We start from the raw sequence: 15,867 nt of genomic DNA, 5'->3' as shown, positions 1-15,867 counted from the left end.
CGCTAAGTGGAGGCCAAAAGAGGTAGCCTCTAACCCAAGAATGACCATAGCTCAGCCACTACCGCATCAGGCGCACTGTAGATGACATTATGACCCCAGTTAGGGATGGTCACTACCCGCTCCGCACCAGTCATTTGGCTCGCTTGGTCGAGCCAGCGTTGTGGCGCTATCTTATCCCGCTGGCCACGAACCAGTAACACGGGCTGCTCAATGCAAGAAAGCTTCTCTTCGATAGGATAATTGAGCATGGCGATCGCTTCGGGCCAGAGGCGCGTTCCCATGCGCCAATAATCAGCCATGACATGCAGGAAGAACCCGGGGCGCTCGAAGGTACAGGCGTAGAGCGCCCGAAGCAGCTGAGCGTGGATGTTGCGATGTGAAGGGTCGACTGTCGGCCCTATCAGGGCCAAGCGTCTTACCCGAGTGGGGAAACGAACAGCCACATCAGACGCTATCTGACAACCCATTGAATGCCCCACTAGGTCGGCTTGTGCAATGTCCATGGCATCCAGCCAATCGATCAGGGCATTAGCCAAGCCGAGCATGTTCAAGGGCGATTCGGGTGTGTCACTTTTGCCATGGCCGGGTAGATCGGGCACGTAAACGGCGGCACCCTTTGCGGCGAGTCGCATAGTCGAGCTTGAGAAGCTCGGCTCGAATTAAGGTTTTGTATATGGTGATACCTGTTGAGGTCTATGGCCTTTTAGGCATTATTTTTATTACCGCTGTGATGTCAGGCCTTTTCTTACTATGGGCTAGTCATAAAGATCGACATTCATGAAACTTTTGCGTAGGTAGAGCGCCCAACAAATATAGCTGATCCAAGTGCTAAATATAAATAGAACGAAATATCTCGATCTCTACAGCATCGGCTATTACGTTAGATAACAATTATCCACCCACACCTATACTCACTAGGTTTAAGAGAGGTCAGCAGGCTCGAAGTACCCTACAAGCAGATACGAAAATATCCGCACGTCCCAGTTGAGAACGCGCGGACAAATTGCTCATGCCCCGGCTTGTGAGATAAAGCGCGTATCAAGATATGCATCGATCGCCTCGCTGCCGCCTTCGGTACCGTACCCCGAGTCTTTCACTCCACCAAATGGCGTTTCAGGCAGACCGAAGCCTATGTGGTTGATCGTTAACATGCCGCTTTCGATATCACGTCCCAGTGCCATTGCAGTTGTGTTAGAGCGTGTATAGGCGTAAGCGGCAAGCCCATAGGGCAGTCGGTTAGCTTCTATAACTGCCTCTTCATAAGTCGAGAAAGGTACCATCAGTGCCAGCGGACCAAAAGGTTCTTCGCTCATTGCGCTGGCATCCATTGGGACCTCGGAAAGGACGGTGGGCTCGAAGAAAAAACCTTTACCTTCAAGGCGCTTGCCACCGAGACGAACCTTGGCGCCTTTCTCTATTGCGTCAGTCACGAAGCGTTCGAGCGACTCAAGCCCTCGTTGATGCGCCATCGGCCCCATAGTCGTATTTTCTTTGAGGCCATTGCCCACTTTGATGTTGCTAGCAGCGGCAACGAACTTATCAATAAATTTTTCGTAGACGCTTTTTTGGATGAGAAAGCGTGTCGGTGCGATGCATACCTGACCGGCGTTGCGAAACTTAGCGCCAGCAAGCTGCTTAGCGGCAGCATCGAGATCTGCATCTTCGAAGATGACTACCGGTGCGTGACCGCCAAGCTCCATCGTTGCCTTTTTCATATGCTGGCCCGCTAACGCCGCAAGATGCTTGCCGACTGCGGTTGAGCCAGTGAACGAGATTTTGCGAATGGAGGGATGCGAAATCAGATACTCCGAAATTTCGGCTGGTACGCCGTAGACAAGGTTGACCACGCCTGCTGGCACTCCAGCATCAGCATAGGCACGGATCAGCTCGGCGGGAGCCGCAGGCGTATCTTCCGGCGCCTTGACGATGATTGAGCAGCCCGCTGCCAATGCAGCGGAGAGCTTACGAACCACTTGGTTGATTGGAAAATTCCAAGGTGTAAAGGCAGCAACCGGACCAACTGGTATTTTTACTGCTAATTGCTGCACATTGGCTTGCCGTGAAGGAATTACTTGCCCATAGGTGCGCCGCGCTTCCTCGGCGAACCAGTCGATGGTATCGGCTGCCGCCAGCGTCTCAATACGCGCCTGTGCCAGCGGCTTGCCCTGCTCAGTGGTCATGATCGCGGCAATCTGATCAACACGCTCGCGTAACAGCTCTGCAGCTTTGCGCATCACTTTGCTACGCTCAAATGGTGGAGTTGCCTTCCAGGCGTTAAAGCCTTGCTCTGCGGCGTTGAGCGCCAAATCGAGATCATCCTTTTCAGCATGAGCGATATGGCCAATAGTCTCCTCTGTCGCCGGGTTAATCACTGGAATCGTCTTGCCGGCTATCGCACTACACCACTCGCCATTGATAAAAAGCTGAACATCTGGGTACATGATTACCTCTAACGTGATCGTAGTTAGTTGCCGATAGTGTTACAAAAAAGCATGCCTGAAAGGCACCTTACCTATATCAAGAATTTTCTGAGAGTGAACGGTCATTTTATCGTGGCGACCAGATGAAACTGGTAACGCTACCCAGAACTAAAGAAAAGATGTCTAGGCGCTTCGCAACCGATTCGCCTAGAGCTAACCTTCCTTATTCGAGAGTAGTGTCCGTAAGTCTTATATAGGCTATTTGGCTTGGTTAATGGTCACATCGGTGAAAAGCTTGCCGATCGCAGCAGCTTATTGGTTTGATGCTGTACATTACCGGCTTCTGCGCTTTTACGCCGATAAGCAATCCAGTCAGGATCACTCTCCATCGCTTGTCGGCGACGCTCCCGGTCTGCAGCGCTTTCATAGCCCCATATATGAACCACTTGGTTTAATGTTCCTGTCTCGGTAATAAAATAACCAAGCGGCTCCCCCAAGTGCTTTTTCTGTATCGGCAGGCCTTCACGCTCGTAAAGGTCTAGGAAGGTGTTAAGGCGACCAGGGAACATAGTGTAGGTGCGAAGGTCGACGAACATAGTTTTCTCCTTATTTTACGGACTGCAGACAGACGATTAATAAGACGTTTTGTTACGCCTATGCGCATCATTGCGCAGAGTATTAATGGTTGTGCGGGTTGAGATCAGCTCAGGATCGGTTTTAAGTTCGATCAGCGCGGGGCGATTAGCGGCGATGGCGCGCTCTAGTGCTGGCTTGAAATCTTCTGTCTGAGTGACGGTTTCAGCATGTAAGCCAAGTGATCTTGCCATACCGGTAAAGTCAGGGTTCACCAGATCTGTGCCTACTACTCGCTCGGGATGCTCGCGTTCTTGATGCATACGGATGGTGCCGTAACTACCGTTATTGAAGAGCAGGATAATTGGTTTACCGCCGTGTTGTACGGCGGTGGCAATTTCCTGACCGCTCATCATGAAACCACCATCGCCAACAAAAGAGAGCACTACCTTTTCCGGGAAAAGTAGCGAGGCAGCAACGGCCGCGGGTACGGAATAGCCCATCGCACCGCAGGTCGAGCCTACCTGTCTGCCAGGGCGCCCATAACGCAAGAACCGCTGTCCCCAACCGGTATGATTGCCAGCATCGAGGGTGACGATAAAGTCTGTTGGCAGAACTTCCTGAACGTCAATCAGCGCTTGAGCCATATCAAGCTCGCCTTCATACGCAGGCGCTTTAGTGTCGTCAAGGTAGTCCTTACGTGCTGAACTTAGCCATTCACGCCAGCGCTGTGGATCGACCCATTGGCAATCGGCTACTGCGCGAGCAAAATTCTCTGGAGCAATGGCAAGTCCGAGTTCAGGGCTGTAAACACGGCCTATTTCATCGGCATCGCTATGGATATGGATCAGGCGTTGTTGCGGTGCTGGCGAACCTACGGTCGTATACGTCTTAGTTGTCATTTCCCCGAGGCGAGCCCCCACGACCAAAAGCACGTCTGCTTCCTTAATACGACTGACCAGTTGTGGCGGGCCGGCCGTGCCGAAATCGCCGATATAGACCTCTGAGTTATTATCTACGATATCCTGTCGGCGAAAAGAGCAAGCCACTGGCACGCCGTTAGCTTCAGCGAAGCGGGTAATGTTCCTGCACGCTTCGTCGCTCCATCCGCTACCACCTACAAGCATTAAAGGACGTTGAGCTGTCGTTAAAAGAGACCGTATTTCTTCGATGGCAGCCGATGATGCATCTGGGAGGGTCGATGTATAGGGAGGGGCATCCATAACCTCTACAATATCGGTCAGCATGTCTTCAGGTAGGGCTAGCACCACGGGGCCAGGGCGGCCCGACGTGGCAACGCGGAAAGCACGGGCCAAATATTCTGGTATCCGCGTCGCATCATTGATTTGAGCGACCCATTTCGCTATGCCGCCGAACATTTGGCCGTAGTCGATCTCCTGGAAGGCTTCGCGATCCATCGACAGCCGGTCAACCTGGCCGATCAGCAGGATCATTGGTGTTGAATCCTGATAAGCGATGTGGACCCCGATGGATGCATGGCACGCTCCAGGCCCCCGTGTCACCATACAGATACCCGGTTTGCCGGTCAGCTTGCCATAAGCTTCCGCCATGTTGGCCGCACCAGCTTCATGCCGGGCGTTATAGAGAGTGAAGCGATCACGTACATTATGCAGCGCGTCCAGAACTTCAAGGTAGCTTTCACCTGGTACACAGTATGCGCAATCAGCGCCATGTATGAGTAGCTGGTCGACAAGAGCTTGACCACCGCTGCGAGGGTGGGGGTTGCTAGACTGAAACATGCGAGTTCTCCTGATGTTGTTTGTTTTTTGCGCTGCAGTAAATTCCTGACTCCCAGGAGCCAGGAGTTACCCAACTTAAGATCTCGTCCATGGTCTATGTACCAGCACCATAGCTAAAGGAAGTCCTGTTAGCAGCGGGGGAGCTCAATTGTGTAACTCGTCACTGGCGCTTTTGAACCCCGGTATAACTCATGCATCACTCAAGTTATCGGTGACACGCTGGCGGACACAGCTGATATGGTGGCGCATGGCTAATCTGGCCCCCTCTGGATCCTTTTGCTTGATAGCATCGTAGATAACGCGATGCTCGTTCAAAACCTTCTGTATCCTTTCCTGGCTAGCACTTCTGGTAATGCTTAAAGCCATAGTCATGGCCTTTTCGACGCTAAAGTGTATGGATTGAAGGATTTCAGGAAACATGTCGTTGCCGGTGGACTGGGCAATAACCATATGAAATTGGAAGTCGGAGATAGTAGCGATTTGCCCTTGAAGAATGTCTTCTTCCATCTTGGTTAAGGCTTGATGGAGCTGTACCAGCTGCTTATCACTACGCCTCATAGCGGCTAATGAACTAGACTCGCACTCCAAAGCGATACGAACCTCGTAGCTCTTGAGGAGTATAGAAATGTCTGCGGCATCTGCATACTGCGTAAGTCCTGCAGGAGGGATGTGCTGTATATAAGACCCCGACCCTTGGCGAGAAACGACGATACCATCGGCTTGGAGACGCATCAGCGCCTCCCTTACCACTGGGCGCGAAACAGAATACATTTCACAAATCTTTTTTTCAGAAGGCAATTTCCCGCCTTTCTTGTAATTGCCGTCGATAATACCTTGCGTTAGCATGCCGTAAAGTTGGTCAGCAAGCTTTTCCCGCTTCGGTGATGCTTCCAAAACAGCCATCATAAGCACTCAATCGTTATTAATTGGATTTAATGGAAGCCGCAGGATTCTCCATAGGTTTCCTGATGGCGAGAAAGTAAACGAAAAATAATGTCAGTAATATAAAGAACAGGCTATCAAGACTCGTGATAAAAGTAAGCGGATTGCCATTCGACAACGTTAACGAGCGCCTCAAGAAATCTTCTAGATTAGGCCCTAGAATGAAACCTAGAAGTAGCGTAATGACAGGGAAGCCATTCTTCCTAAGGAAGTAGGCTAAGATGCCTAACACCAGCGCCAAATACATCTGGAAGACTGAGTAAGTCGCTACGTAGCTGCCAACAACAGCGAGAAGGGCAATGGAGCCGTAAAGCACATCTTTACGTATAGAAACGATCCTAATGAAATATGGCCCCAGCAAGAACAGGGTTAGGGGGATGAGAATCACAGCGCTAAAGAGCAAGGAGGCAAGCATCGGAGCAACCAGCCCTGCTTGATCGGCCAGTAATTGGGGGCCTGGCTGGATACCATTGATAACTAGCACACCCAGTACGATAGCGGTGATAGGGTCGCCAGGAATGCCAAATGTCAGCATAGGGACAAATGCACCACCACAAACCGCATTATTGGCGCTTTCTGCAGCAGCGATGCCTTTAGGATTACCTTTTCCGAAACTCTCTGGGTTTTTTGAAGTTCTAACAGCTTCGACATAAGCGAGAAAGCTGCCCATTGATCCGCCGGCACCAGGTAGTGTACCCACAAGGTAGCCGATGGCTGAAGATTTGAGGTAGCACCATAGGCCAATCTCACGGACGGAAGATAGCGGTGGGATAAAGTCTCGCCGTTTAATGGGATTTGCTTTGAGTATTTCCTTTGACAACTTCCGGTGCTCGGCTATTGAGCCAGCCTGTATCAGTATTTCGCTAATTGCAAAAGTCCCAATGATGACTGGCATAAGGTCGATGCCAGCCGTCAGCGCAGGTACACCGAATGTTAAACGGGCAATGGGAACCATGGAATCTAAACCAATGGTAGCCAGCATAAGCCCAAGACAGGCGGCGATCGCTGCCTTGGTTATTTTTCCACGCTGCGCAGCCACGACGACTATCAACGCAAAGGCAATCAAGGAAAACTTGCCAGGGGTCTGTACTAATAACGATGCCTTCGCAATGAAGGGAGCAAGGATAATCAGCAATACGGCGCCCAGACCACCACCCACCATGGAGCCAAGCGCGGCATGACCTAGAGCCAAAGCTCCTTGCCCGCGTTGCTGCATTGGGTAGCCTTCAAGTGCTGTCATCATAGACGAGGGAGCACCCGGTATATTAATAGTTGTCGCGGTAATGCTCCCACCGCACATGCCCGCCATATATATACTGGCACATGCCATTAGAGCAGTAGTGACATCTAGACTATAAGTCAGTGGAAGCAGCAGCGCCAAGGCCAGTGTGGCTGTGAGGCCTGGAATAGCAGCAAATATAGTTCCTATCAAAAACCCTAAGACTACATAAGTAAGTGTGACCGGGTTTAATAGCAGCCCGAAGCTACTAATAACAAGTAATATGAAGTCCATTAATTATCCCCATAATGCCGGTAGCCGAACACGGAATACTTGCTCAAAGAGTAGGTATCCTAAAAATACTACAGCTATTGTTAGCAAGAACTTAGTGGCTAGTTTGTTCAGGTCAGAGAAGATTATGATAATAGAGAATACATAAGGTAATGACGATAAAAAGTAGCCAATAATAGGGAAGAGAATGGTATAGAAAACTGTAGCGGCAATAACCAACAGAGGAAGAAACTTATCTATACTTCTTGTTCCCGGTTCCTTCTGGGGCGAATCCCTGACTTCCTCATTTCTTTCTTGCCTTACCGTACGAATAAGAAGCATAAGCGTAAAGGCTGTGGAAATTCCCCCTAGAAGAAGAGGAAAAAATGAAGGTGTTAAGCGCCCATTGTTCAACGGCGCACCTAGTGATATGGAGGAAATTAAGTAAATAAGTGAAAACGCCAATAGAAAAAGAGGGAAAACAAGCCTCTTTGTTCTAGTTACAGGTATGAATGACATAGCCTTGTCCTCGACCGTAACCCCAGGGTTACCCCTGGGGAAGTGCGCTGTGTGACTCGAGCTTATAGTCCGAGCTCGTCCATCAACGAATAGGTTTCAGATTGCCGCTCCCTTAGCCAGCTCCCAACTTCAGAAGATCCCAGCCAACTAGGTGTCACACCAACCTGAGTCACCCACTGTTGGAACTCTTCGCTTTCAAAGGCTTGTTTATAGGCATTCTCAAGTATTTCTACAGAATCGTCAGGCGTGCCCTCTGGGGTGGCTAGAACGATAAAGCTGCCCGACTCTAACTCATGCCCAAGCTCGCTAATAGGAGGCACATCTGGGTAAGAGGGGTTCTGCTCGGAAGAGAGTTCGACTACGCCTAGGACATCCCCTGATTCGATCAGTCCTGCAAAATCCCCAAGACTTGCAATAGCGCCATCTATTTCACCCGATAGCATGGCTTCTGATTCTTCGGCAGCTGCACCGGGGTAGGTAATTATGTTGAAGTCCACGCCAGTCGCCATCTCAATACGCAGAGCAGCAAGGTAGGGACCCGATCCCTCAGGCATTACCCCGATGCGAATCTTGCCGGGGTTCTCCTTTGCGGCATTGATGAGTTCCTCGAAACTTTTGAAACCTGAGCGTGATGATACGACAAGCGCATCCGACTCTTGGGTAAGGCGAGCAATAAATGCCATCTTGTCGAGATCATATCCAGGAACTAGCTCACTACGGGGGACAGTAATTACGCTATCGTAGGTTAAAACTCCTACTGTATGGCCGTCTGGACGAGACTGTATCATTTGCATTAGCCCAGTTGCGCTAACTGCTCCAGAAATATTTTCTGCATAGATTGATACAGGGAGCTGTTCTTCGGCGAGGTTGCTAGTTTTTCGCGCTATCGCGTCGGTGCCTCCTCCCGCAGGCCACGGTACGATTAGTCTTATATCTCGCATTGGAAAGTTTGCCGCTGACACGCTTGATGCTAATGTCAGGGCGCCCAAAGCTGTAATCATACTTTTTGTTAATTTTGTAGTTGGCATGTTGACTCCATTTTTATTGTTGCTTAGCTAGGGATATATTGTGACTACTCCTGCTTCCACTTATCCAGAATCTGTTGCAGGCTCTGCAGGTTTTTATCATCTAACCGATCGACTCCAGGAGGCCTTACAGGTCCTACATCCATTCCGTTTAATCTCATTGCGTCTTTTACTACAGTCACGTTCGTACCGTTCTGCTCTAAAGTCCGCATCTCTTCGAAGCTAGCTATTTGCTCTACTAAATTCCGTGCTTCTTTCCAGTTAGCTTGTTCCAGGGCTTGATAAAAATGCATAGAAAGCTGTGCATTTATATTTACAAGCCCTGACGTGAATCCCCGCGCACCATAGGCATAAAAAGGCAATGCCCAACTCTCAGCGAGCCCACAGATCCATTGAAGGGAGGAACCTTTGGTAGCGCGGATGCATTCGGCCAGGCGTAATGGATCCGGCACGGCATATTTAACAGCCACTACATTGTCGATTTCGCTTAACTTTATGAAGTGCTCTGGCGTGAGACCTGGGTTGCGAGCATAGGCAATGACTGGCAGGTCGGTATTGCGCGAAATTTCTTCTATATAGTTGTAGAGCATGCGGGGTGACGCGAAGGGATCTGGTGGCTGATGAACCATCACGGCATCTACCCCTGCCTTTTCGGCAGCTTGAGTAAGTTGAACCGCTTCATGAACACTACGGCCTACACCAGCCGTCACGATGGCTCTGCCTGAGACGCTACTGACAGCAATATTGTAAATATTTTCGATTTCACTGAGCGTTAAAGAATAAAACTCGCCAGTATTGCCGCCAGTGACGATGTTTTGCACACCGGCGTTGGTGATGCCGTCAATGACCTCCGCTAGCAAACCGTTATTGATCCGGCCGTCAGAGTGATAAGGAGTAACATGCACCCCCGATACGCCCTGCAAAGCTTGTTTGACGCCCATGGACGCCTCTTGTTCTGCCATCGAGTACCCTCCTTTTCATGTCTCCGGTAGCTACCGGCTCTTGTCTTGTTATGGACCGATAGTACCGATCTTGTATTCGGAGATTAGGCGTCAACTTGTAAGGTTGTCAAACATTTATTTGTTTTTAGTTAGTAGTAGGTAATCTTTATTTTCAATTAATTTTTTCACAAAAACAGAAGCTTAGTTGAATATGGGGAGTGTTAGTATGTTTGGAAAGGGTACTAAAGCCGTATTACAAATATACATATCTGCAATTTTCTATCAGATCGGTAGGATGCTTCAGACGACAAAGTCTAGCCACCTTATAGATGTAGAACAGGCAATCATGCGCGGCTCATCTTGCCTCCAAAACGCTTGTTGACCAGCCGACTGGATGTTGAATCGTAACGTGGTGGAACGCCTGTTTGGCTGGCTAAAGGAAAAACGTCGGCTCAATACCCGTTACGATAAGCTGGCCAGTAGCTTTAAAGCCATGGTAACACTGGCCTGCATCGAGCGATGCATGAGAGCCGACTTTTCAGACAGAACCTAAGCACATACGCCTTTAACAGATGCTAGTCGTATTCATTAACCCTAATAATAAGGCAGCTTTTTCTAAGTAAGATTTTTATAAGTTGAAATTCAATCTTCATTAATTCAGGAAATACAGCAGTTGGGCTACCAGCAAAGGAGCAAGAAGATCTGACTGTCTGATCTTCAGGCGGCGTCATGCTCAGGGAATGAATCGCTTTTTAGACCTCAATTGTTTTTTCCTTAGACGAAATTTTTTTGAATAGTCTTCCTACCCAGTAACCGCTAGGTTCTAGTGAACTGATGGTTAACTAAACAATTCTCCAAAAGCTGTATTGGGAAAGGGGGCTGGGTAATGGGTGGAAGCAGTATACGTGTGGGCGTGGACATCGGAGGGACTTTTACTGATGTCGCCCTCGAGAAAGGGGAAGAGATGTTTTCTTCTAAAGTACTAACCAACTACACACAGCCTGAACAGGCCATTATCGATGGCATCACAAAAGCAGCTGAAACGGCCAATATTTCCCTTTCGCAAATCGATACAGTAATCCATGGCACTACCCTGGCTACTAATTCCCTAATCGAGCGGCGTGGTGCGCATACGGCGTTTATTACTACGGAAGGATTTCGCGACGTCATTGAAATGCGTACCGAAAGCCGATTCGAACAGTATGATCTAAATATTGTGCTACCAGCGCCACTCATCCCGCGTCATGACCGGTATGTAATAGGAGGCAGGATCGCTGCCAGTGGCGAGGAGATGATACCTGTCGACCACGATAAGCTTCAGGAAGTCATCGAAAAGATTCGGCAAGTAGGCTACGAAAGCGTTGCCGTCGGGCTGATGCATAGTTATCGAAACCCTATGCATGAGCAGCAGGTAAAAAAAGCTATTGAAGAAAGCTTGAGCGGGGTTTCGGTTTCGATATCAAGTGATGTATCGCCACAGATTCGTGAATATGAGCGTTTCAATACGGTATGTGCCAATGCCTATGTAAAACCTTTGATGTCTTCCTATCTGGAGCGACTCGAAGAGCGGCTTAAGACATCTGGTATGACATGCCCAGTGTATCTCATGCACTCGGGTGGGGGGCTGATTTCTCTTCGTACTGCTGCCAAGTTTCCTGTCAGGTTACTTGAATCTGGGCCTGCCGGCGGCACCATCTATGCTTCCTATATTGCTGAAAAGCATGACCTGAAACGTGTCGTTTCCTTTGATATGGGAGGCACGACAGCCAAGGTTTGCTTGATTAATGACATGAAACCCAAAACCTCACGCACCTTTGAAGTCGCGAGGTCGTATCGCTTCAAGAAAGGCAGCGGTATGCCCATCTCTATCCCAGTCATCGAAATGGTGGAGATTGGTGCTGGTGGCGGGTCGATTGCCTCCGTGGATGACCTGAAACAGATCCGTATCGGGCCTGAAAGCGCCGGTTCTGAACCGGGGCCAGCCTGCTACGGTCTTGGTGGGGAACATCCGACCGTCACCGATGCAGATCTCCTGCTGGGCAAGCTGGATCCTCAGGGGTTTGCCGGGGGCAGCATGAGGCTCGATACCGAGGCCGCCCGTATCGCCCTGGATCGGAAAATCAGCTCCCAGCTAGGTGGTGTCGCGGAAGATGCTGCCTACGCAATCAGTGAAGTGGTGAATGAAAACATGGCCAATGCTGCTCGCATGCATGCTGTGGAAAGCGGTTGTGAGTTGGAAACTTACACCATGGTCGCCTTTGGCGGCGCCGCTCCGGTACATGCCGCCCGTCTCTGTCAGAAGCTTGGTGTAGATAGCCTGTTGATTCCGCCCGGCGCGGGGGTCGGGTCGGCCATTGGCTTCCTCAAGGCGCCTTTCAGTTATGAGTCCCTGCGCAGCAGCGTCATGCGGCTCGAGAGCTTTGATCGTGAAAAAGCAAACTTGCTAATTGAGGATATGCGCCAGGAAGTGGAGTCGTTTGTCGGCGATGCCGGGGGGGACCAGGAGTATATATACGAACTTAAGGCTTACATGCGCTACGCGGGACAAGGCTGGGAAATCCCTATTGAGGTGAGTGAACTCAGCCTATCTGATGGCTGTGAGGCTCGGCTCAAGCAGGATTTCATCGCGGCCTATACCCAGTTATTCAGTCATGCCGTCGATGGTCTGGATGCCGAGGTGGTCAGTTGGTCACTTAATGTGAGCTCCCGACTACCAACGGCAACACAACCTTATTCGAACGATGCCGTAGACACTTTCCAGGATCCGATTCCCCATATGACTCGGCAGATCGTCGATGCATCACGAAACCGGCCGCTCTCCTACTTGGTATATGAGCGAGAAGACCTGCCGCCGGGTGCCAGGTGCGAAGGGCCCCTGGTGGTCGTTGAGACCGAGACCTCAACGATCGTGCCGCCGGGCTACAAAATGCAGGTACAGATGGATGGCTGTTTATTCATCGAGAAAAACAAGGTGGAGAATATCTGATGAGTGTCGAACTGGACGTTTCCAAACAAATCATGTGGAACCGCCTGATCTCGGTGGTGGAAGAGCAGGCTATCACCTTGATCAAGACCGCTTTCTGCACCAGCGTTCGCGAGGCTGGCGATCTTTCGGCAGGGGTCTATGACAAGCGCGGACGGTTGATCGCTCAAGCGGTGACAGGAACCCCAGGGCACGTCAACACCATGGCCGAGTCGGTATTTCACTTCATTGACCATTTCGGCTACCACGACATGAAGCCGGGCGATGTCTTCGTCACCAATGATCCCTGGAAAGCTACAGGACACCTTCATGACATCACGGTCATAACCCCGGTGTTCAATCGGGATGAACTAGTGGGATTTTTTGGCTCCACTGCCCATGTGGTGGATATTGGAGGGAGAGGTTTCGGCCCTGATGGTCGCTCCCTCTACGAAGAAGGCCTGCTGATCCCCCTGACCAAGCTTTTTTATGAAGGAGTAGTCAACAAGGACTTGATCGATATTCTTGCCAACAACGTACGTGAAAAAGACCAGGTGGTTGGGGACTTCTATTCATTGGCTGCCTGCAACGATACTGGTAGAAAGCGTCTGTTAGAAATGATGGCCGAGTTCGGATTGGATGATATCGAGGGTGTGGCCGAGTTCATTTTTCAACATAGCGAAGCGGCAACTATCGAGAAGATCAAACAGCTGCCCAAAGGCACTTATGACTACAGCATGGCAACGGATGGATATGACGAACCGCTCAAGCTGAACGTTGCGCTGACTATAGACGATGGCGAGATTTTGATGGACTTTGCCGGTTCCTCACCGCAGAGCTCGTTCGGCATCAACGTCCCGCTGGTCTACAGCAAGGCCTATGGCTGCTACGGACTGAAATGCGCCATCGCTCCACAAGTGCCTAACAACTGGGCATCGCTGAAGCCTTTCAAGGCAATGGCGCCCGACAACTGCATTCTTAATGCCAAGCGACCGGCGCCAGTGGCGGTACGACATGCCATTGGACATCTGGTGCCCGACCTGGTGCTAGGGGCGCTCAAGAAAGCCGTGCGGAATGTGGCACCGGCCGAGGGCGCTAGTGCTCTGTGGAACTTGCATGTCAGTCTGCATAAACAAGGGGTACACGAGGCTGAAACGTCAGAAGTCCTTTTGTTCAACAGTGGCGGTACCGGAGCGCGTCCCGGCTTGGATGGTCTTAACGCCACAGCATTTCCTAGCGGCGTCCATACCATGCCGGTGGAGGTTACCGAGAGCGTGGGCCCTATCATCATCTGGCGTAAGGAGCTGAGGCCGGATTCAGGGGGAGCAGGTGAACACCGGGGCGGCCTGGGACAGGTCATCGAGTTCGGTGCCCAGGAGGGCTATGTCTTCAGTTTCAACGCCATGTTCGAGCGGGTGCGGCATCCGGCCATGGGACATGCTGGCGGGCACGCCGGGGCGTGCGGGAATGTGTACTTGAAGTCTGGAAAGCCCCTGAAATCGAAAGGACTGCAATTTATAGAGCCGGGCGAGACTGTCGTCCTCGAATTACCCGGAGGGGGAGGTTACGGACTTGCCACCGATCGCAACAAGGAAGCGGTACGCGCAGATATCGAGGATGGGTATATCACTCAGCAGACTGCAGATGAGCTTTATCTGAAGCCTACTTGATAGCAAAACTAAGCAACCTAGAGTTGGAGAGTTGAAGATGAATTATAAGAATACCTACCTGGTACCAGTTATTGCGACTGTAGGAATGATCTACATTCCCTCGCTACAGGCAAACACCAACTGGATGATGGCGACCGGATATCCTGACGATAGTTTCTTCTCACAAAATCTGCGCGAATTCGTTGAAGAAGTGGAAAAGAACAGCGACGGACGTATCAAAATCGATATGCGCAGCAACGGTACCTTGGTGAGCCATGACGAAATCAAGCGCTCCGTGCAGCGCGGCGTAGTGCAACTCGGTGAGGTTCGTCTGGGGGCGTATAGTAATGAACACCCCGTGTTTCGTATTGATAGCCTGCCGGGCCTGGCAACTACCTATGAAGAAGGCTACCGACTCAATGAGCTACTGCAGCCTTACTACGAAGAGGTGATGGCCGAACAGGGTATCTTGCCGCTGGCCTATGTCTCATGGCCTGGCCAAGGTTTCTTTGCCGATAAACCGATCGAGTCGACGGACGATATCGATGGCATGTCCATTCGGATTTACTCCCAACCGACCCAGCAGATGGCTCAGGAACTGGGCTTCAATGCCACGATTCTGCCTTTTTCCGAGGTGCCTCAGGCATTCTCGACCAATATGATCGACTCACTGTTCACTAGCGCCCAGACCGGTATCGATGTCCAGGTATGGGACTACGTGGATCATTTCACTTATACCGGCACGATGCACAACATCAACGCCCTCATCATCAATCCCGCTGCACTCGACGCTTTGGATGACGAGTTACAACAAGTGGTAAGCGAAGCGGCGCGTAACGCCCATGAGCGTGGCTGGGAAATGAGCCAAGAGCGTTCTACCGATAACAATGACGTACTGGATGAGCATGGGGTTACGGTAAGCCAGGCATCTGATGAGTTGCAGGCTGCGATCAACGACGTAGGCGAGGAGATACTTGCCGAGTGGCGTCAGGATGCCAGCGATGAGGCCAATCAGATCATTGATACCTACGTTGAGTGGCGCGATAGCGCAGAATAAGGAAAAAGCATCATGAGAATTTTCCTTGATGGTCTATACCGACTATCAGGCGGCTTGGCGGCTTCTTTTCTCGCCGCCATCGGCCTTTCGATCGCCGCGCAGGTAGTCGGCAGACAGTTGGGGTATACGGTCGATGCGACCGGGTTCGCCGGCTTCTGCTTGGCGGCGTCAACCTTCCTGGGACTGGGCTACTCGATGCGGCATGGTGCACATGTCCGTGTCACGCTGGTGATCGATTCTCTGCCGCCGAGGCCGAAACGCTTTCTTGAAGCGTGGGTGTGTCTGTGCTCCTTCGTTATTCTTTCCTGGCTCACTTGGAAGGCCGCCATTTTCACCTGGCAGGGGTATGTCTTCGATGAGGTGAGTCCCGGATTGATGGCCATTCCCCTGTGGATACCCCAGACGGGCATGGTGATTGGGCTTGCTGTCCTGACAGTCGCCGTACTGGATGATCTAATCGGTGTGCTGATGAAACGTGAGGTTTCTTACCGTTCCGCTCATGCATCGTAATGCATGCCTTTAGATTGAGG

The 15,867-nt window shown here is 50.9% G+C and carries 13 protein-coding genes and 1 pseudogene; 5 read left to right on the top strand and 9 right to left on the bottom strand.

Features of this window, described 5'->3' with window-relative positions:
* Positions 1 to 29: 29 nt before the first annotated feature.
* From ELY38_RS07840 to ELY38_RS07800, 9 genes are all read right to left on the bottom strand, one after another.
* A complete protein-coding gene (locus ELY38_RS07840) occupies positions 30 to 632 on the bottom strand; it encodes an alpha/beta fold hydrolase (RefSeq protein ID WP_127061126.1) in 603 nt (200 codons plus the stop codon).
* 375 nt (positions 633 to 1,007) lie between these two features.
* Complete coding sequence (locus tag ELY38_RS07835; protein ID WP_127061124.1) at positions 1,008 to 2,441, bottom strand: NAD-dependent succinate-semialdehyde dehydrogenase; 1,434 nt, start codon at positions 2,439 to 2,441, stop codon at positions 1,008 to 1,010.
* Between the two features lie 257 nt (positions 2,442 to 2,698).
* Positions 2,699 to 3,016 (bottom strand): NIPSNAP family protein, encoded by a 318-nt coding sequence (locus tag ELY38_RS07830; protein ID WP_127061122.1) that lies wholly within the window; start codon positions 3,014 to 3,016, stop codon positions 2,699 to 2,701.
* A gap of 36 nt (positions 3,017 to 3,052) precedes the next feature.
* The gene (locus ELY38_RS07825) at positions 3,053 to 4,753 is read right to left on the bottom strand and encodes a thiamine pyrophosphate-binding protein (RefSeq protein ID WP_127061120.1); all 1,701 of its coding nucleotides are present in this window, start codon (positions 4,751 to 4,753) and stop codon (positions 3,053 to 3,055) included.
* 189 nt (positions 4,754 to 4,942) lie between these two features.
* Positions 4,943 to 5,659, bottom strand: coding sequence for a FadR/GntR family transcriptional regulator (locus ELY38_RS07820; protein ID WP_127061118.1), 717 nt, complete (start codon positions 5,657 to 5,659; stop codon positions 4,943 to 4,945).
* Positions 5,660 to 5,675: 16 nt separating this feature from the next.
* The gene (locus tag ELY38_RS07815; protein WP_127061116.1) at positions 5,676 to 7,208 is read right to left on the bottom strand and encodes a tripartite tricarboxylate transporter permease; all 1,533 of its coding nucleotides are present in this window, start codon (positions 7,206 to 7,208) and stop codon (positions 5,676 to 5,678) included.
* A gap of 3 nt (positions 7,209 to 7,211) precedes the next feature.
* Positions 7,212 to 7,703 (bottom strand): tripartite tricarboxylate transporter TctB family protein, encoded by a 492-nt coding sequence (locus tag ELY38_RS07810; protein WP_127061114.1) that lies wholly within the window; start codon positions 7,701 to 7,703, stop codon positions 7,212 to 7,214.
* A gap of 62 nt (positions 7,704 to 7,765) precedes the next feature.
* Positions 7,766 to 8,644, bottom strand: a complete 879-nt coding sequence (locus ELY38_RS07805) for a Bug family tripartite tricarboxylate transporter substrate binding protein (protein ID WP_246009093.1) — start codon at positions 8,642 to 8,644, stop codon at positions 7,766 to 7,768.
* A 131-nt stretch (positions 8,645 to 8,775) separates the two neighbouring features.
* The gene (locus tag ELY38_RS07800; protein ID WP_127061110.1) at positions 8,776 to 9,690 is read right to left on the bottom strand and encodes a dihydrodipicolinate synthase family protein; all 915 of its coding nucleotides are present in this window, start codon (positions 9,688 to 9,690) and stop codon (positions 8,776 to 8,778) included.
* Positions 9,691 to 10,072: 382 nt separating this feature from the next.
* On the opposite strand from ELY38_RS07800, the pseudogene ELY38_RS07795 reads away from it, so the two are divergent.
* The 5 genes and pseudogenes from ELY38_RS07795 to ELY38_RS07775 all read left to right on the top strand — a co-directional run.
* A pseudogene (locus ELY38_RS07795) lies at positions 10,073 to 10,222 on the top strand (transposase); the annotation flags it as partial.
* 333 nt (positions 10,223 to 10,555) lie between these two features.
* Entirely contained in the window at positions 10,556 to 12,655 is a 2,100-nt protein-coding gene (locus ELY38_RS07790) for a hydantoinase/oxoprolinase family protein (RefSeq protein ID WP_127061108.1), read from the top strand.
* Positions 12,655 to 14,301, top strand: coding sequence for a hydantoinase B/oxoprolinase family protein (locus ELY38_RS07785; protein ID WP_127061106.1), 1,647 nt, complete (start codon positions 12,655 to 12,657; stop codon positions 14,299 to 14,301). Before ELY38_RS07790 ends, ELY38_RS07785 begins: the two co-directional genes overlap by 1 nt.
* Before the next feature lie 37 nt (positions 14,302 to 14,338).
* Positions 14,339 to 15,337: a TRAP transporter substrate-binding protein gene (locus tag ELY38_RS07780; RefSeq protein WP_127061104.1), complete on the top strand. Its 999-nt coding sequence runs from the start codon at positions 14,339 to 14,341 to the stop codon at positions 15,335 to 15,337.
* A 12-nt stretch (positions 15,338 to 15,349) separates the two neighbouring features.
* The gene (locus tag ELY38_RS07775; RefSeq protein ID WP_127061102.1) at positions 15,350 to 15,847 is read left to right on the top strand and encodes a TRAP transporter small permease; all 498 of its coding nucleotides are present in this window, start codon (positions 15,350 to 15,352) and stop codon (positions 15,845 to 15,847) included.
* The last annotated feature ends 20 nt before the right edge of the window (positions 15,848 to 15,867 follow it).

The sequence above is a fragment of the Vreelandella nanhaiensis genome, from assembly GCF_003990185.1.
Classification (GTDB): domain Bacteria; phylum Pseudomonadota; class Gammaproteobacteria; order Pseudomonadales; family Halomonadaceae; genus Vreelandella; species Vreelandella nanhaiensis.
Note: the sequence above shows the minus strand (reverse complement) of the source record. Positions and strands in the feature narration are given on the sequence as shown.